We start from the raw sequence: 15,419 nt of genomic DNA, 5'->3' as shown, positions 1-15,419 counted from the left end.
CATGACTTCCGCCGCCGCCATCGACGCCCTCGACACCAAGTTCCACCGGCTCCTCAACGACCAGGTGCGCAGCGAACTCGGTGCGTCCCAGCAGTATCTCGCGATCGCGGTGTATTTCGACAGCTCCGACCTACCGCAACTGGCCAAGTTCTTCTATCGCCAGTCGGTCGAGGAGCGCAATCACGCGATGATGCTGGTGCAGTACCTGATCGACCGCGGCGTCGAGGCCGAGATCCCCGCAGTCGATCCGGTGCGCAACGCGTTCGACACACCCCGCGACGCCATCGCCTTGGCGCTCGATCTCGAGCGTGCCGTGACCGAGCAGATCAGCAGTCTGGCCGCCACCGCCCGCGACGAGGGCGACTACCTCGGCGAGCAGTTCGTGCAGTGGTTCCTGAAGGAGCAGGTGGAAGAGGTCTCGCTGATGACCACGCTGGTCCGCATCGCCGAACGGGCGGGCTCGGACCTGTTCCACCTGGAGGACTACGTCGCGCGTGAGATCGCCGCGCCGTCGGCGGACTCGACGGCACCGAAGGCCGCCGGCGGCGCGCTCTAGTCGCGTTCGACGCCGGTCGCCCCGGTCTGGAGCCACGACTTGGTGCGGCCCGGGTGGTTGGTCGCGATCCAGGCCACTCCGAGGTCACGGCAGTACTGCACGTCCTCGTAGTGGTCGACGGTCCAGCAGTAAAGCGCGCGGCCCTGGGCGGCCGCCCGGTCGACGAGCTCCGGGTATTCGCGCAGGGTCGCGATGCTAGGCCCCACCGCGGTGGCGCCGACTGTGGTGGCCGCACCGCCACCGAGGAAACGCGAGGTCTCCCCGAGCAGCACCGTGGGCAGCATCGGGGCCGCCCGCCGCACTCGCCACACCGCGGCCGCGGAGAAGGACATCACCACCGCGCGCGCCAGATCGGCGGATGCCGGTGCCGCGATACCGAACCGGTGCAACAGCGCGAGCACCTTGCTCTCCACCAGTGCGCCGTACCGGACGGGGTGCTTCGTCTCGATGAACATCTTCACCGGCCGGTTCCAGTCCAGGACCAACGTGACGAGTTCTTCGAGCGTCAGCAGCCCGGTGCCCCCGATGCTGCCGTCCGCCTTCGAACCGGGGTGCCAGGAACCGAAGTCGAGATCGCGCAGCTGCGCCAGCGTCATCTCGGAGACCAGGCCGGTTCCGTTCGACGTGCGGTCCAGCCTGCGGTCGTGCAGGCACACCAGATGCCCGTCGCGGGTCAGTCGCACGTCGCATTCGACCGCGTCGGCGCCCTCCTCCAACGCAAGCTCGTAGGCCGCCCTGGTGTGCTCCGGGCGATCCGCCGACGCACCTCGGTGAGCGACCACGAATGGATGACCGCCGAACGTCCCGCCGGAGCTCATGGGGCTATGCTGCCGGGTTCGCCCCGGAACGCTCAACCGCACGCGCGGGTTCGGCGTCCACGGAGTCCTCGGATCGGCCCGGGGCGTCGGGGTTTCCTTCGTCCTCGGCGACGGCTCGGTGGGCCGGTTTGCCGGGCATGGCCTCGACCATGACCCAGCGCCGGGACGGCCGCTCCACCGGCTGCCGCTCGAAACCGAGGAACACGCGTAACGCGGCGAGCACCGCGGCGGCGGCGACCAGATACGCGACGACCGTGGCGACCGTGTTGTCCGCGATGCCCTGCGGGTCGGCGGTGAAACTGGTCGCGAACGCGAACACCGACACCGCGGTGCTCGCGACCCAGAGCAGCCACCACAGCAGGATCGGTCTCTGCAGCCGGCGCTGTCGCTCTTCGGCGCCGGCGAGTTCGGTCACGAAGACCGGGGCCCACAGCAGGTTGACGAACGGGATCAGGCAGCCCAGGCGCAGCATCCACCTGGATCTGGGTTCCGGCTGGCCGAGATGACCGAACGCCGCCGCCCGCCGTGCGATCAGCCAGTTCATCAGCACGACGATGCCGGCGACCGTCATGAACGCCGCCACCACACTGACCGCGACGCCACCCCAGGTGGCCGCTCCGGCGATCCACGGGTGCAGCAGCACCGAGCGGTTGATGATCAGCAGCACGTAGCGCACGAGATGGACGAACGCGGCGGCACCCAGCGCGGCGGCCGCCATCACCAGCGTCATCCGCACCGCGGTCGCCGACGGCCCGGTGCGCGGGGCGGTCTGCTCGACCGGGGTGTCGAACTGCTCGACCAGGCCCCAGCGCGGGATGGTCTGGTATCGGGGGGTGGGACCGAGGTCACGGCGCCCACGGCGCGGACGCGGCGGCGCGCCGGGCCGGACGGCCACCCAGCGGTAACCGGACGGGAGCCGCTGACCCTGCGGCGCGGCGTCCCGGGCCGGGCTGCGCCATTCGGATCCGGAAGCGTGGCCAGACGGTGCGAGCAGGGTGCCACGACAGCGCGGGCACCACACCCGCTGCCGGTCGCGCACGTTCCACCGCGTCCCGCACTGGGAACACACTTGGATCATCGGACCAGAGTAAGTCAGACCGTGCCGGCATCTCCGGCGTCGGTGACCACAGGGCGTCCCGCCCCCGCCCAGGCCAGCATGCCGCCGGTGACGTTGACCGGTTCGTAGCCGTTGCGGACCAGGTATTGCGCGACCCGCTGCGAGCGGCCGCCGGCATGGCAGACCACGAACAACTGCGCCTTGTTGTCGATCTCGGCCATCCGCGCGGGCACCTCCCCCATCGGGATGTGCTGGGCGCCCGGCGCATGGCCTCGCTGCCACTCGTCGTCCTCGCGCACGTCCAGCAGAACCACGTTCTTGTCGAACTCGACCGGAACGTCGCCGATCGCCACCTGCCGCACGTCGGTGTCATCCATGACTTCATGCTGGCACGCGCTCCGCCCGGGTGGCCAGGACGGGAGAGCAGCAATAATCGCCCGGACGACACTATCCACAGTTTCCACAGCTTCATCCACAGAGCCCGCCCCAGTCCGCCGGGGTTTCTGTGGATAACCTGCCCGCCCACCGCCTACGCGATCAACAGGCCACGATCGCCCCGAGCGAAATACGTTGCCGTGCTAACTAATTTGGCGTCACACGGTGTTAAGTGACAGCATTTGCCAGTCGATTTCTCAGCGCGATCACAAGGGGTTATGATCGCCGTCACACGAGTGGGCTTGTGACTGATCTCACTGAGCGCAGGGTCCGGGGAGGTAAACAGCGTGCACAGGAGGAGCGTCTGATGGCGTCGTCTTCGATGGATTCGGGGTCGGCCTTCCAGCCGTCGGAGTGGCCGTCCTCCGCGCGTGTCTACACCCGCAGTCAGTTGATGGCCTGCCTGCGGGCCGGGCTCATCGCCCTGGTCCTGCTCGGCATCCTTGCGCTGATCGTCCTGTACTGACCGTCCCCCACGTTCACCCGCGCGCGCTTCCCGGCAGCCGCCACAGCACGCGGTAACTGCCCGAGGCCGCCACTGGTCCGAAATCGTGAGAATCGCTCGCCCCTGCCGCACGCGGATTGTCCGACCGGGCCTCGAACACCGACCCGTAGACGTCGCCTACGCGTTTGACCAGCCAGCGGGTCGACGTGTTCGGATGCCGGAAGATCCTCAACTGCCCTTCGCGGGGCCGCCCGTCACGCCACGCCAGCAACATGTCCCCGGGCTTCAGCGTGGGCAACATGGAGTCCTCCACCACCACGAAACGGCGCACCGGCCAGTCGAACCCGGAGTCCTGTGGCCCATGGCTTCGCCGCATCGCCTAAGGGTAAGTTAGGGCCATGCTGCATCGACTGTTCGCCAACGCAACCCCTGCCCACGCCCACTGCGATCTGTACTGCGGCGTCTACGACCCCGCGCAGGCCAAGATCGAGGCGCTGTCCTGCCTCAAGACGATCCAGAAGTACCACGACTCCGACGATGAGCACTTCAAGACCCGCGCCATCATCATCAAGGAACGTCAGGCCGAAGAGGTCAAACACCACCTGATGGTGCTGTGGGCCGACTTCTTCACCAAGGACCACTTCGAGCAGTTCCCGAACCTGCACCAGCTCTTCTGGGACGGCGTGCACGGTGCCGGCGACGTCAAGAAGTCGCTCGACGTGGCCGTCGCCGAGAAGCTGCTGAAGACGATCGACGAGATCGCCGACATCTTCTGGCAGACCGACAAGGGCAAGCAGATGGGCGTCTACCCGCCTGCCTGACCCACCCCACCAACGCCTGCCCGGCTCGGTCGTCGACCGAGCCGGGTTTTGTTTGTCCAGCTAGCAGTCGTGTCCTCTTGTCTGCCAACAGGTTTGTGCCGCATTCTGTGCCAATCGACCCAGAGGCGTGTCGGGCGTTGGTCTGGGTGCCAGGAGGCGAAATGGAGTTCGGGTCCGGACGGGCGATCGAGATCGCCCCGTTTCATTCGCGCGGATCTCTCAAAGGGTTCGTCGTCTCGGGCCGCTGGCCCGACTCCACCAAGGAGTGGGCACAGCTGCTCATGGTGGCGGTCCGCGTCGCGTCGATGCCGGGGCTGCTGTCCACCACCACGATCTTCAGGGTGCGCGAGGAACTGCCCGAGGAGCCCGAGCCCTGCACGGTCGGGCTGGTGCTCGCCGAGGGCACCGTGGTCGGGGACTCGGCGGTGCCCCCCGGCCACTTCGCCGATCGTCAGCCCCCGGCGCTGATGATGCTGCATCCCCCCTCGGAGACCACGCCGTCACTTCCCGAGTGCACCGGCGCGGCGTCGGGCTGCGTGCTGCTGCCCGGGCTGCCGCACCTGGGTCTCGAACACCGCGCCGCATGGGTCGAGGCCGAATCCGACGGCACGGTGACCTCGATGGTCAGCCGCGTCGGGGTGGATCCGATCAGCCATCCCGACACCGCGATCCTCGCGATGCTGCTGGCCGCCTGACGGCCCTTCCGGTACCAGACCGCTGCGGGCGTGTCGGTCCTCAGGCGAACCGGCCGCGCCGCACAGGCCGGTGGCGGATCATCCCTGCCGGCCTGCCACTGGCTACTGACACCGTGACGAGAGGTGCGTCACACCGCGGACGCGGACGTTTGCCGTATCACATGCCGAGAAGCGACGTGCCGGCGCTGGGCAGAACCCAGGGACACCCAGCCTCCAGCAAACCAAACGTGGTCTGCGCCACCCCTTCTGCGATCGTTGCCGACGGTACATGAGGCAACTTATGTGACTGCAGCTGTCAAAGAGACGTGCGTATGCTGGCTACGGAGCCGTTAGTATTTGCTTAACCGCACCGTACTATGGCGGTGCGAGGTGCGAATACCGACGCCGTTCACGCCAGCAGCGGCACGTCACAGCGCCGACCGGGACGACTTTTACCCGGTTTGCACTTGGTTGTGGCCACAACTGTCGCTACGATAATCAGCAAATACGCCGCCCTATGAACCCGCTCGCCTGTATGTGGAGGTCATCCCAATGAGCAATACGTTTGCCGCTCGCCTCAACCGCTTGTTTGACACGGTCTACCCGCCCGGACGCGGGCCGCACACCTCGGCCGAGGTGATCGCAGCGCTCAAGGCCGAGGGGGTGACCATGTCCGCCCCGTACCTGTCGCAGCTGCGTTCCGGCAACCGCACCAACCCGTCGGTGGCTACCATGGCCGCGCTTGCCAACTTCTTCCGCATCAAGCCCGCGTACTTCACCGACGACGAGTACTACGAGAAGCTCGACAAGGAGCTGACGCTGCTCGCCGGGATGCGGGACGAAGGCGTCCGCAAGATTGCGGCCAGGACGGTCGGACTGTCGGCCGAGGCCAAGCAGGACATCGTGCAGAAGGTCGACGAACTGCGTCGCCGCGAAAACCTCGACGTTTAACCCTGTCGCGGGCGCGACATTCAGTCGGCAACCGCACCCCGGCCAGCGTGTTCCGGGACGGCGTCATCGGCATCCGCGGTCAGCCGCCGGTACTGGCGGGCGATCTCCAGGATCCACTCTCGATCCGAGTACGTTGCGGGCTGACGAAGCCATGCCAAACCGGGGAATCTCTCCCGCCCCGCCCCTGCGGCTCCGTGCCGCCCCTCGTAGATCCATGCCGCAATCGCGGCCGCCTGCTCGGTCGGTGAGGCGTCCGGTGCCTCCAGCCGCGCCCGCTCCACGAGCTCGTCAAGGTCGGTGACGTCGGCGCCGTTGCTTTCTACCGTGCGCAGCGCGCCGTCTGCGGCGGTGGCCTCCAGGAACAGCGCGTCGGAGATCAGAGACATGCGTTCGGCGACGCGAAAGACGAGCGGGCCCCGTGGACGGACCCCGATCCCGACATCGGGATGGCGGCGGCCGAGCTCATCGAGCAGGGGCTGGATCGTGCGCAGCTCCCGGCGCGCGCCGAACCAGTCCTCCAAGCTGGGCAGCAGGGAGCCGGCCGCGACGATCAGCATCGCGCAGCCCAGCAGCGTCGCCGCCGCACCGACCCCGACCGGTCCGGAGGTGCCGACCGCCCGCAGCAGGAAGAACGCCAGCGCCAGCACGATCAGCACGATGCCGACGGTGAAAACGAACAGCGCCCGGCCCCGGCGGGTCCGATTGGAATGGCGCAGTCCGGCCCACACCACCAGGCTGAGCGCCAGCAGCACATAGAGCAGCGGAAGCAGCCACGGCAGCGCATTGCCGCCGATCCCGAGGTTGCGCCGCAGATATTCGTCGGGCGCCATCTCGGGCTGTTGCCCCGCCGCCAGGAACATCCCGAAACTGAAGGCGGCGATCACCGCGGCGACGCCGTACTGGAACATCGCGATCCGTCTGACGGTGGCGGGGGCGCGGTTGGACGACACCGTCGTGATCATCACGCAGCTGCCGGCCGCGCAGGCCACCAGCGCCACTTGGCTGAGCCCCATCGAGATGTTCGGCCAACGCAGCAGGGTGTCGATCAACAGGGTCAGCGGCTGCCAGTTCAGTGCGGCGACCAGGGCGAGGCTGCCCAGCGCCAAGATCATCGCCGTGCTCACCAGGGACTGCTTGTTGACCAGTGCCCAGCCGATACGCAGGCCGGTGGCCAGCCCCAGGAGACCGGCGATCACCCAGACGATCAACCAAACGCCTCTCCGAGACGGACCTGGACGATCGAGGATCGGTCCGAAGGCAGCCGTCCGAGCCGGTAGATCAGCAGTGCGGCGAAGTCCTCTGCCTCCTGCTCGGCGTCCTCCCCGCTGGGTCCCATGCAACCGGTGCGCTGATTGAGCATGTAGCCGATGAGTTCCGAGCTGGCCAGCTCGGTGCTCTGCCTCGCCGCCTGCACCACCGGGATCCCCTCGTGACCCAGCACGAGATGCCCGAGTTCGTGGGCCAGCGTTCGATCCCAGGCGGGCAGCCCCTGCTGGATCAGGAAAACGTCATGGTCGGCGTACTGCCGCCACTGTCCGCACACACCCGGCGGCAGTTCGGCCGTGGCGTGTTCGATGGGCCTGCCCCGGTTTTCACTGACGGCTTCGACCAGACGCGGTAGTGACACCTCGCCATGGCGCGGGGCCAGGGCGAGCACCTCACTGACCGCTCTGGTGACGCTGCGGCTCGCGGGCATGAATCCTCCTCTCGGTGGAGTCCACTATGCGCGCCCGTCCCGGCGGGATGGGCGCCACTGTCAGTTCATGAAGCGCGCGGTGGCGGCGGTGCGCACTCCTTGTCCGGCTCTGGCCTGTCGGTAACCGACCAGCCCCCCGGCCCCGGTGAGGACCAGTAACCCGGCCAGTCCGGGCAATGCCAGCGCCGCAATCTGGGATATCCCGGCTCCGCGCAGATAATCGCCGTATCCGACCCGGTTGGCCGACGCGGGGACAGTGAGGTCGGCCCCGACCGTGGTCGTCGTGGTCTGCTGCCGTGGCGGCGGTTTCTCGGCGAACCGGCGAGGACCGGCGGACGTCGCGGGACCCGAGCCGGCAGCGGCAGGTCCCGGCGCACCGCCGACGGCGGGGACGGTGACCAGGATCGGCACGCTGACCGGCGCCTCGGGCAGGTCACCGGCGGCGACGCCGACATCGGGCACCACGTCCAGCACGTCGGGATGCTCGGGTTCACCGACCGGCGGTTCGACTCCGGGCCGCATGACCCCGCCCGGCACCGGCCGGATCGAGGGCACCCCCTGCGGCGGCCCTTCGCCGTAGTCGTTGTCGGAGCCGGGCCGGTCGTCGGGGATGTCGGACCAGGGCCACGGCGGCCACGGCCAGGGCCAGCCCGGTTCGCAGTCCTTGTCTGCGCCCTCGCAGCAGGGCGGACGCGGGCTCAGCGCACCGTCGTCCTCGGCGCCGGGCTCGTCGGATGCGGGTGGGGACTCGGTGCTGTCGCCGCCGTCGTCCTTCCCCTCCGCATCGGGAGAGGAGTCGGGATCCAGGTCCGGTTCGCCTTCCTGGCCGTCCCCGGCATCGTCGCCGGGCTTGGCCCCGTCGGGATCGCGCCCGTCGGCGGCACCGCCGAGGGTCTCGGGGCGGGCGGGGCTGTCGGCGACGTCCTCGGCCGGCGTGCGGGTGTCGGCCGACGCGGTGGCGGCACCACCGACCAACAGCCCCGAAATCACCAGGCAGGCTGCTGCAGCGACACGCGCACCCCCACCCACGTTGTCACCACCCTTCGGCGAACCGCGCCGCCGTCTGACCCCGATGTGGGTCGATTCTCGCACAACCGGCCTGTTCCGTTTGCTGCGTGGCGCAAACCGGCCCATCATCCAGGGCGCGGGGACATCCGGTCCGGCCGTGAACGCTAGTGTTGGTCACCATCACCGCCGAATCGGCGGCGGACGTGCCGATGAGTCGACTGGGAGGCCGCAGGGATGAGTCTGTTCAAACGACGGAAATCCCGCGCCACCCGGAAGGCGGAGGCCCGCGCCATCAAGGCCAAGGCCAAGCTGGAAGCGAAGCTGTCGGCCAAGAACGAGGTCCGCCGGTTCAAAGCCGAGCAGAAGGCGCAGGCCCGCGCGCTGCGATCCCAACTGAAGGCGCAGCGCGACAGTGACCGCGCCGCGCTCAAGGTTGCTGAGACGCAATTGAAGGCCGCCCGTGAGGGCAAACTGTTCTCGCCCAGCCGGATCCGCCGGGCGCTCACCGTGTCGCGTCTGCTGGCTCCGGTGGTGGTGCCGCTGGTGTACCGCGCGTCGATCTCGGCCCGCGGACTGATCGACGAACGCCGCGCCGACCGGCTCGGTGTCCCGCTGAGTCAGCTCGGCCAGTTCTCCGGGCACGGCGCGCAGCTGTCGGCCCGGATCGCCGGCGCCGAGCAATCGCTGCGCATGATCGCCGAGAAGAAGCCCAAGGACGCCGAGACCAAGCAGTTCGTCAATGCGATCACCGAGCGGCTGACCGATCTGGGGGCCGCCGTGGCCGCCGCCGAGAACATGCCGTCCGCCCGCCGGTGCGCCGCCCACGCGGCGATCGCCGAGCAACTCGACGGCATCGACGCCGACCTGATGGCCCGCCTGGGCGTGGTCTGACCCTCTTGTCCACAGGCCCGGCGCGACTGCGCGGCGCGGCTGCAGGGCTGCTCACGGCAGCCCTGACCCTGGCGGCGCACAGTGCCGGCGGCGGGCTGCTCCCCGTCGGGGCGTCGGCTGTCCAGCTGGTCCTGGTCGCCGCGGTCGTCGCGGCCGTGACCTCGGCAGTCCCGCGCACCGACCGGCTGCCGGTGCTGGTGGGCGTGCTGGGCGCCGGCCAGGTCATCGGGCATGCGGTGCTCTCGGTGCACGGTCACCCGCACAGCGTGCCCCCTGCCTCCGCGATGGCGGCGGCACACATCCTCGCGGTGGTGGTCGGTGCGGTGCTGATCGAGATGGCGGCGCGACTGTGCCTGGCGCTGTCGACTGTCCTGCGGACCTTCCGGTCTCGCGGCGTCGCGGCCCCCGCCGCTGCGACGACCACGGCGGTGCGGACTGTCGATCACCCGCTGCGTTCCACCCTGCTGCTCGCCTTCTCCATGTCGCACCGAGGGCCGCCGGTCACTGCGCACCGCTGACCGCAACCTTCCGCTCGACTCCAGAAAGCACAATCGAATGACTGTTGTACAGCGTGCGATGCACGCGTTGCTCATCACCGCCGTGACGTTCGGGCTGGCCGCCGGCGCGCTCGGCTCCGCGTCAACGGCGTGGGCGCACGCCGCCCGCATCGCCAGCGACCCCGGCGAGAACGCCGAGTTGGAGCTGCCGCCCTCCTCGGTGAACGCGACGTTCAACGAACCGATGCAGAGCCAGTTCGCCGCGATGACGGTGGTCGGCCCTGACGGCGCGCTGTGGTCGGACGGCGATCCGACCGTCAACGGCGCCGTCATCGGCGTGGCGGTCCGGCCCGGCGGGCCGGCGGGTGAGTACACGGTGAACTACCGCGCCACCTCCGCCGACGGCCACGTGGTGACCGGGTCCTGGTCCTACCGTGTCCGCACGGCGGCGCCCGCCGCTGCGTCCCCGACCGCCGAAGTCCCCGACACCAGCCCGGCGGCGGCACCCGCCGAGAACGACCGTGCCGGCGGGAGTGTCCCGGTCTGGCCGTTCGTGGTCGCGGCGGTGGCACTCGTCGCGGCCGGCGCGCTGTGGGCGGTTCGGCGCCGGTCGTGATCCGCGGGAGGGCGGTGACGGGCGGACTGCTCGTCACCGCGGCGGGTTGCGTCGCGGCGTGGGCGCTGGCCTACCCGTCGGCTCCGCTCGCCGGGGCGGCGGTCAGGACGCTCGCCGATGCCGCCGCCGTGGTCGCACTCGGGCTCACCGCCGTGCCCGTGCTCGACGGCGCCCGGCACCGCGACGAGCTGGCCCGCCGCGCAGGGGCTCCTCTGGTGGTCGCCGCGGCGGTGTGGGTGGTGGCCGAACTGGTCCGGCTCGTGGTCGCGGCGTCCGAGGCAACGGGCACCTCGGTGGTGCGCCTGGCAGCGGAACAGACGTGGCAGTTCGCTGCCCACACCGCCGTGGGCCGGGCCGGCCTGCTCACGGTGATCACCGCGGTGGCGGTGGGCGTCCTGGCGGTGGCGGCGCCGCGGTCCGGACCGGCGGGCACCGTCGCGGCAGGGCTGGCCGGCATCGGCATCGTGGGCCACCCGCTGACCGGCCACCTGTCGGACAGCCCGGTCGGCGGGGCGGCGGTCGCGGTGCACGCGCTGGCAGCGGCACTGTGGTGCGGGGCGCTGGCCGCACTGGTGCTGACGGTCGATCACCGCGGGCAATGGGCGCGGGTGCTGCCCCGGTTCTCCCAGTTCTCTCTGGTCTGCGTGGCCGCGCTGCTTCTCGGCGGCATCGTCGCCGGGATGACGGTGCTGGAAAGCCCCCGGGACCTCTATGCCACGGGTTACGGCCGGGTGTTCTCGGCCAAGATCGCGCTGACGCTGCTGCTCATCGGGCTGGCGTGGCGCAACCGCGGGTGGTGGCTGCCCGCCGCCCGGACGCACCGCAGCACCGCCGCGGTGTCCCGCAGCCGGGCGTACACCGAACTGGCATTGATGGCGGTGACGTTGGGCGCGGCGGCGACGCTGTCGGTGACCGGCTGACACCGAGATGAGCCCGGGTAGCCAGCTGGCATGATGGGAACACTGCCGGTTGCACACATTTTTCAAAGGAGCAGAGATGGCAGACCAGCCGGATCGGCCAGACGAAAGTCCCGATGCCGCAACCCCGGCGGTGCCTCCCCCGGCCCCGCCGGTGAAGAAGGCCGCCGCCAGGAAAGCCACGCCCGGAAAGAAGGCCGCACCGGCCAAGAAGACTCCGGCCAAGAAGGCTCCGGCGAAGAAGGCGGCGCTGAGAAAGGCCGCGCCTGCGAAAGCACCCGCCAAGAAGACGCCGCCCGCCAAGGTCGACCTGGCCGCGGCCGCCGAAGAGACTGCAGCGCAAGCGAAGTCGACCGTCGCAACGGCCAGTACCGCGATCACGGCACCAGTCCCCGTGCCACCGGACAGTCGCGACTCGTCACGCCTGCCCATCGCGGCGGCGCTGGTCACCGGCATCCTGGCCCTCCTGGTCGTTGTGCTGGCCGCAAGGCGCAACAGCGGGCACTGACCCGAAAACCCTTGACCCTCACGTGGCGTGAGGGTCGATAGTGATGCCATGAGCACCACTCGTTCCGTCGGCGCCGTCGCCGAACTCACGGGGGTGTCGGTGCGCACGCTGCATCATTACGACCACCTCGGTCTTGTGGTGCCCAGCGTGCGATCAAGTGCGGGCTACCGCGGGTACACCGACGCCGACGTCGAGCGGCTGCACCTGGTGCTCGTGTACCGCGGTGCGGGTCTACCTCTGGAGGAGATCCGCACGCTGCTCGACGACGCGACCGTCGATGTGGTCGAGCACCTGCAACGCCAGCACAAGCTGCTGCTGGAGCAGGCCGACCGTCTCCAGCACATGATCACAGCAGTGGAGGAACTGATGGACGCACATCGCAGCGGGGTCCAGCTGACCGCCGAGGAACAGATCGAGATCTTCGGAACCGCCGTCGCCTCTGGCGAATACGCCAAGGAGGCCGAACAGCGCTGGGGCGGCACGGAGGTGTGGCGGCAGTCCCAACAGCGCAGCGCCGAACTCACCAAGCAGGACTGGATCGAGGTGAAGGCCGAAGGCGATGCCCTACTGGCCGCGTTGGCCGAGGCCAAGCGGGCCGGTGTGGCGCCGGGGTCGCCTGCCGCCGAGGAACTCCGTGTCCGGCACCGGGACTCGATCGAACGGTTCTACGACTGCGACGACGACATGCACCGCTGCCTGGCCCAGATGTACCTCGCCGATGAGCGCTTCACCCGCTACTACGACGACGCCGAGCCCGGGCTGGCACAGTTCGTGCACGACGTCATCGTGGCCGGGTACGACGGCGACTGAGATAATCGCCGCGTGACAGTGACTCCGCGTCCCACCGCTGACCTGGTCGACGAGATCGGCCCCGATGTCCGCAGCTGTGACCTGCAGCTCCGCCAGTACGGAGGCCGTACGGAGTTCGCCGGTCCGATCACCACGGTGCGGTGCTTCGAGGACAACGCGCTGCTCAAGTCGGTGCTCTCGGAACCCGGCGGCGGCGGGGTGCTGGTGATCGACGGGGACGGATCGGTGCACACGGCGCTGGTCGGCGACGTCATCGCCGAACTGGGCCGGTCCAACGGGTGGTCCGGTTTGATCGTCAACGGCGCGGTCCGGGACGCGGCCACGCTGCGCACACTCGACATCGGCATCAAGGCGCTCGGCACCAACCCGCGCAAGAGCACCAAGACCGGTGAGGGCGTGCGCGACGAGGCCGTCGAGTTCGGCGGGGTGGTGTTCACGCCCGGCGACATCGCCTACAGCGATGACGACGGGATCGTCGTCATCGCCGCAGACTGATCACGCCGATCACGCAGAGGCGGTCACCGGCGCCTGGTGCCGCGAGAACGCCAGCGCCTCGTCGTCGACCTTGCCCCGCCGGATCAACTGCAGGTCCAGCAGATAGTTCTGCTTGAGCCGCCACGGTGCCCGCGACCCCTGCTTCGGCAGGTAGTCGAGCGCCCGCAGCACATAGCCGGGGGTGAAGTCCATCAGCGGCCGCTCGTCGACAGCCGTACCGGGATGGCGCGGCTCAACCGTGTCATAACCCTTGCTGTCCATGTGATTGATGACACGGCAGAAGAATTCGGAGACCAGGTCGGCCTTCAGCGTCCACGACGCGTTGGTGTAGCCGATCGTGAACGACATGTTGGGCATGTTGGTCAGCATCATGCCCTTGTAGGCCATCGAGTCGTTGAGTTCCAGCGGCTCCCCGTTGCGGGAGATCGCCGCACCGCCGAACAGCTGAAGGTTCAAACCCGTTGCCGTGACGATGATGTCGGCATCGATGTGCTGGCCGGAGGCGAGCTGGATGCCGGTCTTGGTGAACCGCTCGATGGTGTCGGTGACAACGTCGGCCTTGCCGGACCGGATGGTTTTGAACAGATCGCCGTTGGGGGCCAGACACAACCGCTCGTCCCACGGGTTGTAGCTCGGCCCGAAATGCTTGGCGACATCGTAGCCTGCGGGCAGTCGGCGCTCAGCCATCGTCATCAACGTCTTACGCATGAAATTCGGGAACTTGCGCGCGATCTGATACTGCACGGACTGGAAGATGATGCTCTTCCACCGGTTCACCACGTAGGCCGCCTTGGTGGGCAGGGTCTTGTTCATGCGGACCGTGAACGGGTCCACGTCCGGCAGTGAGCCGATGTACGTCGGCGAGCGCTGCAGCATCGTCACGTGGCCGGCACCCGAATTCGCCAGCGCCGGAATCAATGTCACCGCGGTCGCCCCACTGCCGATGACGACGATCTTCTTGCCCGTGTAGTCCAGCTCCTCCGGCCAGTGCTGCGGATGGATGATCGTGCCCTCGAAATCGTCCGAGCCGGCGAACTCCGGCGAATACCCCTCGTCGTAGTTGTAGTAGCCGCTGCAGGCCATCAGGTACTTCGCGGAGATCTCGATCTGCTCACCGTCGCGCTCGACCCGCACGGTCCACCGGTTGTCGGCGTCGGACCAGTCGGCGGACTTCACGTCCTGCCCGTAGCGGATGTGCTTGTCGATGCCATACTCGGCGACCGTCTCCTTGAGGTAGGCCATGATCGACGGCCCATCGGCGATGGCCTTCTCCGATGTCCACGGCTTGAACCGGAAGCCCAGAGTGAACATGTCGGAATCGGAACGGATGCCGGGGTACTTGAACAGATCCCAGGTACCCCCGAGATTGTCCCGCCGCTCCAGGATTACGTAGCTCTTGGTCGGGCAGCGATCCTGCAGATGCCAGGCGGCACTGATACCGGAGATTCCGGCGCCCACGATGACAACGTCGACAAATTCGGTCATGGTGTCAAGCTATCAACGCCATGTCGAAGCAGTCAACAGTCTGTTGAGAAACTCGACACAGTGTAAAGTCGCTGTTGTGACTGCCGCCCGACAAGCCCGCCCCGCCCGGGGTCGGCGCGCCGCCCGACCCTCTGGTGACGATCGGGAACTGGCGATTCTGGAGACCGCCGAACGCCTCCTCGAGGACCGTTCCCTGGCCGAGATCTCCGTCGACGACCTGGCCAAAGGAGCGGGCATCTCGCGGCCCACGTTCTACTTCTACTTCCCGTCCAAGGACGCGGTGCTGCTCACGCTGCTGGAGCGCGTGATCGCCGAAGCCGATGCCGCGCTGGCACAGTTGATCGCCGACCGGCCCGCCGACCGCCGCGCGATCTGGCGTCGCGGTATCAACGTCTTCGTCGAGACCTTCGGCGCCCACCGCGCGGTCTGCGCCGCGACCGTCGGGGTGAAGAACTCCAACTCCGAGGCCCGAGCGCTGTGGGCGACCTCGATGCAGCGGTGGATCGACCACATCGCTGCGGTGATCGAGGCCGAGCGCGCCGACGGGACCGCGCCGGTGACCGTGCCGGCCCGCGAGTTGTCGACCGCGTTGAACCTGATGAACGAGTCGGTGATGACCGCCGCCTTCGCCGGCCATCAGCCGTCCATTCCCGATCACCGCGTGCTCGACAACCTGGTGCACATCTGGACCACCAGCATCTACGGCACGGCGGACTGACCTGTCGGTGCGTGATGCGAA

The 15,419-nt window shown here is 68.7% G+C and carries 21 protein-coding genes; 13 read left to right on the top strand and 8 right to left on the bottom strand.

What is annotated here, in order from left to right; translation table 11 throughout:
* Position 1 precedes the first annotated feature (1 nt).
* Complete coding sequence (locus ACTWP6_RS16140) at positions 2-556, top strand: ferritin (protein ID WP_443188220.1); 555 nt, start codon at positions 2-4, stop codon at positions 554-556.
* On the opposite strand, the gene ACTWP6_RS16135 is transcribed toward ACTWP6_RS16140, so the two are convergent.
* The 3 genes from ACTWP6_RS16135 to ACTWP6_RS16125 are packed head-to-tail and all read right to left on the bottom strand — an operon-like array spanning position 553 to position 2,808.
* Positions 553-1,374: a glycerophosphodiester phosphodiesterase gene (locus ACTWP6_RS16135; protein WP_260755834.1), complete on the bottom strand. Its 822-nt coding sequence runs from the start codon at positions 1,372-1,374 to the stop codon at positions 553-555. The genes ACTWP6_RS16140 and ACTWP6_RS16135 overlap by 4 nt on opposite strands.
* A 4-nt stretch (positions 1,375-1,378) precedes the next feature.
* Entirely contained in the window at positions 1,379-2,452 is a 1,074-nt protein-coding gene (locus ACTWP6_RS16130; protein ID WP_260755835.1) for a DUF4328 domain-containing protein, read from the bottom strand.
* 14 nt (positions 2,453-2,466) lie between these two features.
* Complete coding sequence (locus ACTWP6_RS16125) at positions 2,467-2,808, bottom strand: rhodanese-like domain-containing protein (protein WP_260755836.1); 342 nt, start codon at positions 2,806-2,808, stop codon at positions 2,467-2,469.
* Between the two features lie 365 nt (positions 2,809-3,173).
* On the opposite strand from ACTWP6_RS16125, the gene ACTWP6_RS16120 reads away from it, so the two are divergent.
* Positions 3,174-3,332 carry a hypothetical protein gene (locus ACTWP6_RS16120; RefSeq protein WP_260755837.1) on the top strand — a complete coding sequence of 53 codons (159 nt, stop codon included), beginning with the start codon at positions 3,174-3,176 and terminating at the stop codon, positions 3,330-3,332.
* A 13-nt stretch (positions 3,333-3,345) separates the two neighbouring features.
* Here the strand turns inward: ACTWP6_RS16120 and ACTWP6_RS16115 are convergent, their stop codons facing one another.
* On the bottom strand, positions 3,346-3,687 hold the full coding sequence (locus ACTWP6_RS16115) for a S26 family signal peptidase (RefSeq protein ID WP_313901351.1): 342 nt from the start codon (positions 3,685-3,687) through the stop codon (positions 3,346-3,348).
* A gap of 22 nt (positions 3,688-3,709) precedes the next feature.
* On the opposite strand from ACTWP6_RS16115, the gene sodN reads away from it, so the two are divergent.
* The 3 genes from sodN to ACTWP6_RS16100 all read left to right on the top strand — a co-directional run bounded on the left by sodN (position 3,710) and on the right by ACTWP6_RS16100 (position 5,757).
* A complete protein-coding gene (gene sodN / locus ACTWP6_RS16110; RefSeq protein ID WP_260755838.1) occupies positions 3,710-4,132 on the top strand; it encodes a superoxide dismutase, Ni in 423 nt (140 codons plus the stop codon).
* Positions 4,133-4,293: 161 nt separating this feature from the next.
* A complete protein-coding gene (locus ACTWP6_RS16105; RefSeq protein ID WP_443188219.1) occupies positions 4,294-4,827 on the top strand; it encodes a peptidase in 534 nt (177 codons plus the stop codon).
* A 531-nt stretch (positions 4,828-5,358) separates the two neighbouring features.
* Positions 5,359-5,757 (top strand): helix-turn-helix domain-containing protein, encoded by a 399-nt coding sequence (locus ACTWP6_RS16100; RefSeq protein WP_260755840.1) that lies wholly within the window; start codon positions 5,359-5,361, stop codon positions 5,755-5,757.
* Positions 5,758-5,777: 20 nt separating this feature from the next.
* On the opposite strand, the gene ACTWP6_RS16095 is transcribed toward ACTWP6_RS16100, so the two are convergent.
* Genes ACTWP6_RS16095 through ACTWP6_RS16085 form a run of 3 tightly spaced genes read right to left on the bottom strand, consistent with a single transcriptional unit; the run spans position 5,778 to position 8,482 of the window.
* Entirely contained in the window at positions 5,778-6,965 is a 1,188-nt protein-coding gene (locus ACTWP6_RS16095; protein ID WP_260755841.1) for a hypothetical protein, read from the bottom strand.
* Positions 6,962-7,453 (bottom strand): ImmA/IrrE family metallo-endopeptidase, encoded by a 492-nt coding sequence (locus ACTWP6_RS16090; protein ID WP_443188218.1) that lies wholly within the window; start codon positions 7,451-7,453, stop codon positions 6,962-6,964. The genes ACTWP6_RS16095 and ACTWP6_RS16090 overlap by 4 nt, the downstream gene beginning before the upstream one ends.
* A gap of 60 nt (positions 7,454-7,513) precedes the next feature.
* On the bottom strand, positions 7,514-8,482 hold the full coding sequence (locus tag ACTWP6_RS16085; protein ID WP_443188217.1) for a hypothetical protein: 969 nt from the start codon (positions 8,480-8,482) through the stop codon (positions 7,514-7,516).
* 213 nt (positions 8,483-8,695) lie between these two features.
* Between ACTWP6_RS16085 and ACTWP6_RS16080 the strand changes: the two genes are divergently transcribed.
* The 7 genes from ACTWP6_RS16080 (at position 8,696) to rraA (ending at position 13,195) form a co-directional block, all read left to right on the top strand.
* On the top strand, positions 8,696-9,352 hold the full coding sequence (locus ACTWP6_RS16080) for a DUF6474 family protein (RefSeq protein ID WP_443188216.1): 657 nt from the start codon (positions 8,696-8,698) through the stop codon (positions 9,350-9,352).
* Positions 9,353-9,357: 5 nt separating this feature from the next.
* Complete coding sequence (locus tag ACTWP6_RS16075) at positions 9,358-9,870, top strand: hypothetical protein (RefSeq protein ID WP_443188215.1); 513 nt, start codon at positions 9,358-9,360, stop codon at positions 9,868-9,870.
* Between the two features lie 37 nt (positions 9,871-9,907).
* Positions 9,908-10,465: a copper resistance CopC family protein gene (locus tag ACTWP6_RS16070; RefSeq protein WP_443188214.1), complete on the top strand. Its 558-nt coding sequence runs from the start codon at positions 9,908-9,910 to the stop codon at positions 10,463-10,465.
* A 14-nt stretch (positions 10,466-10,479) separates the two neighbouring features.
* The gene (locus ACTWP6_RS16065) at positions 10,480-11,385 is read left to right on the top strand and encodes a copper resistance D family protein (RefSeq protein ID WP_443188213.1); all 906 of its coding nucleotides are present in this window, start codon (positions 10,480-10,482) and stop codon (positions 11,383-11,385) included.
* 76 nt (positions 11,386-11,461) lie between these two features.
* On the top strand, positions 11,462-11,890 hold the full coding sequence (locus ACTWP6_RS16060) for a hypothetical protein (protein ID WP_443188212.1): 429 nt from the start codon (positions 11,462-11,464) through the stop codon (positions 11,888-11,890).
* Positions 11,891-11,938: 48 nt separating this feature from the next.
* Positions 11,939-12,700 carry a MerR family transcriptional regulator gene (locus tag ACTWP6_RS16055; RefSeq protein WP_260755849.1) on the top strand — a complete coding sequence of 254 codons (762 nt, stop codon included), beginning with the start codon at positions 11,939-11,941 and terminating at the stop codon, positions 12,698-12,700.
* Between the two features lie 12 nt (positions 12,701-12,712).
* Positions 12,713-13,195 carry a ribonuclease E activity regulator RraA gene (gene rraA, locus ACTWP6_RS16050; RefSeq protein ID WP_260755850.1) on the top strand — a complete coding sequence of 161 codons (483 nt, stop codon included), beginning with the start codon at positions 12,713-12,715 and terminating at the stop codon, positions 13,193-13,195.
* 9 nt (positions 13,196-13,204) lie between these two features.
* Here rraA and ACTWP6_RS16045 read toward each other — a convergent pair whose 3' ends face one another.
* Positions 13,205-14,680 carry a flavin-containing monooxygenase gene (locus tag ACTWP6_RS16045; protein ID WP_260755851.1) on the bottom strand — a complete coding sequence of 492 codons (1,476 nt, stop codon included), beginning with the start codon at positions 14,678-14,680 and terminating at the stop codon, positions 13,205-13,207.
* A gap of 76 nt (positions 14,681-14,756) precedes the next feature.
* Here ACTWP6_RS16045 and ACTWP6_RS16040 point away from each other — a divergent pair, with 76 nt between their 5' ends.
* Entirely contained in the window at positions 14,757-15,398 is a 642-nt protein-coding gene (locus ACTWP6_RS16040) for a TetR/AcrR family transcriptional regulator (RefSeq protein WP_260755852.1), read from the top strand.
* The last annotated feature ends 21 nt before the right edge of the window (positions 15,399-15,419 follow it).

Origin of the sequence: Mycobacterium sp. 4D054 (assembly GCF_052245755.1) — a bacterium.
In the GTDB taxonomy this organism is placed as follows: domain Bacteria; phylum Actinomycetota; class Actinomycetes; order Mycobacteriales; family Mycobacteriaceae; genus Mycobacterium.
Note: the sequence above shows the minus strand (reverse complement) of the source record. Positions and strands in the feature narration are given on the sequence as shown.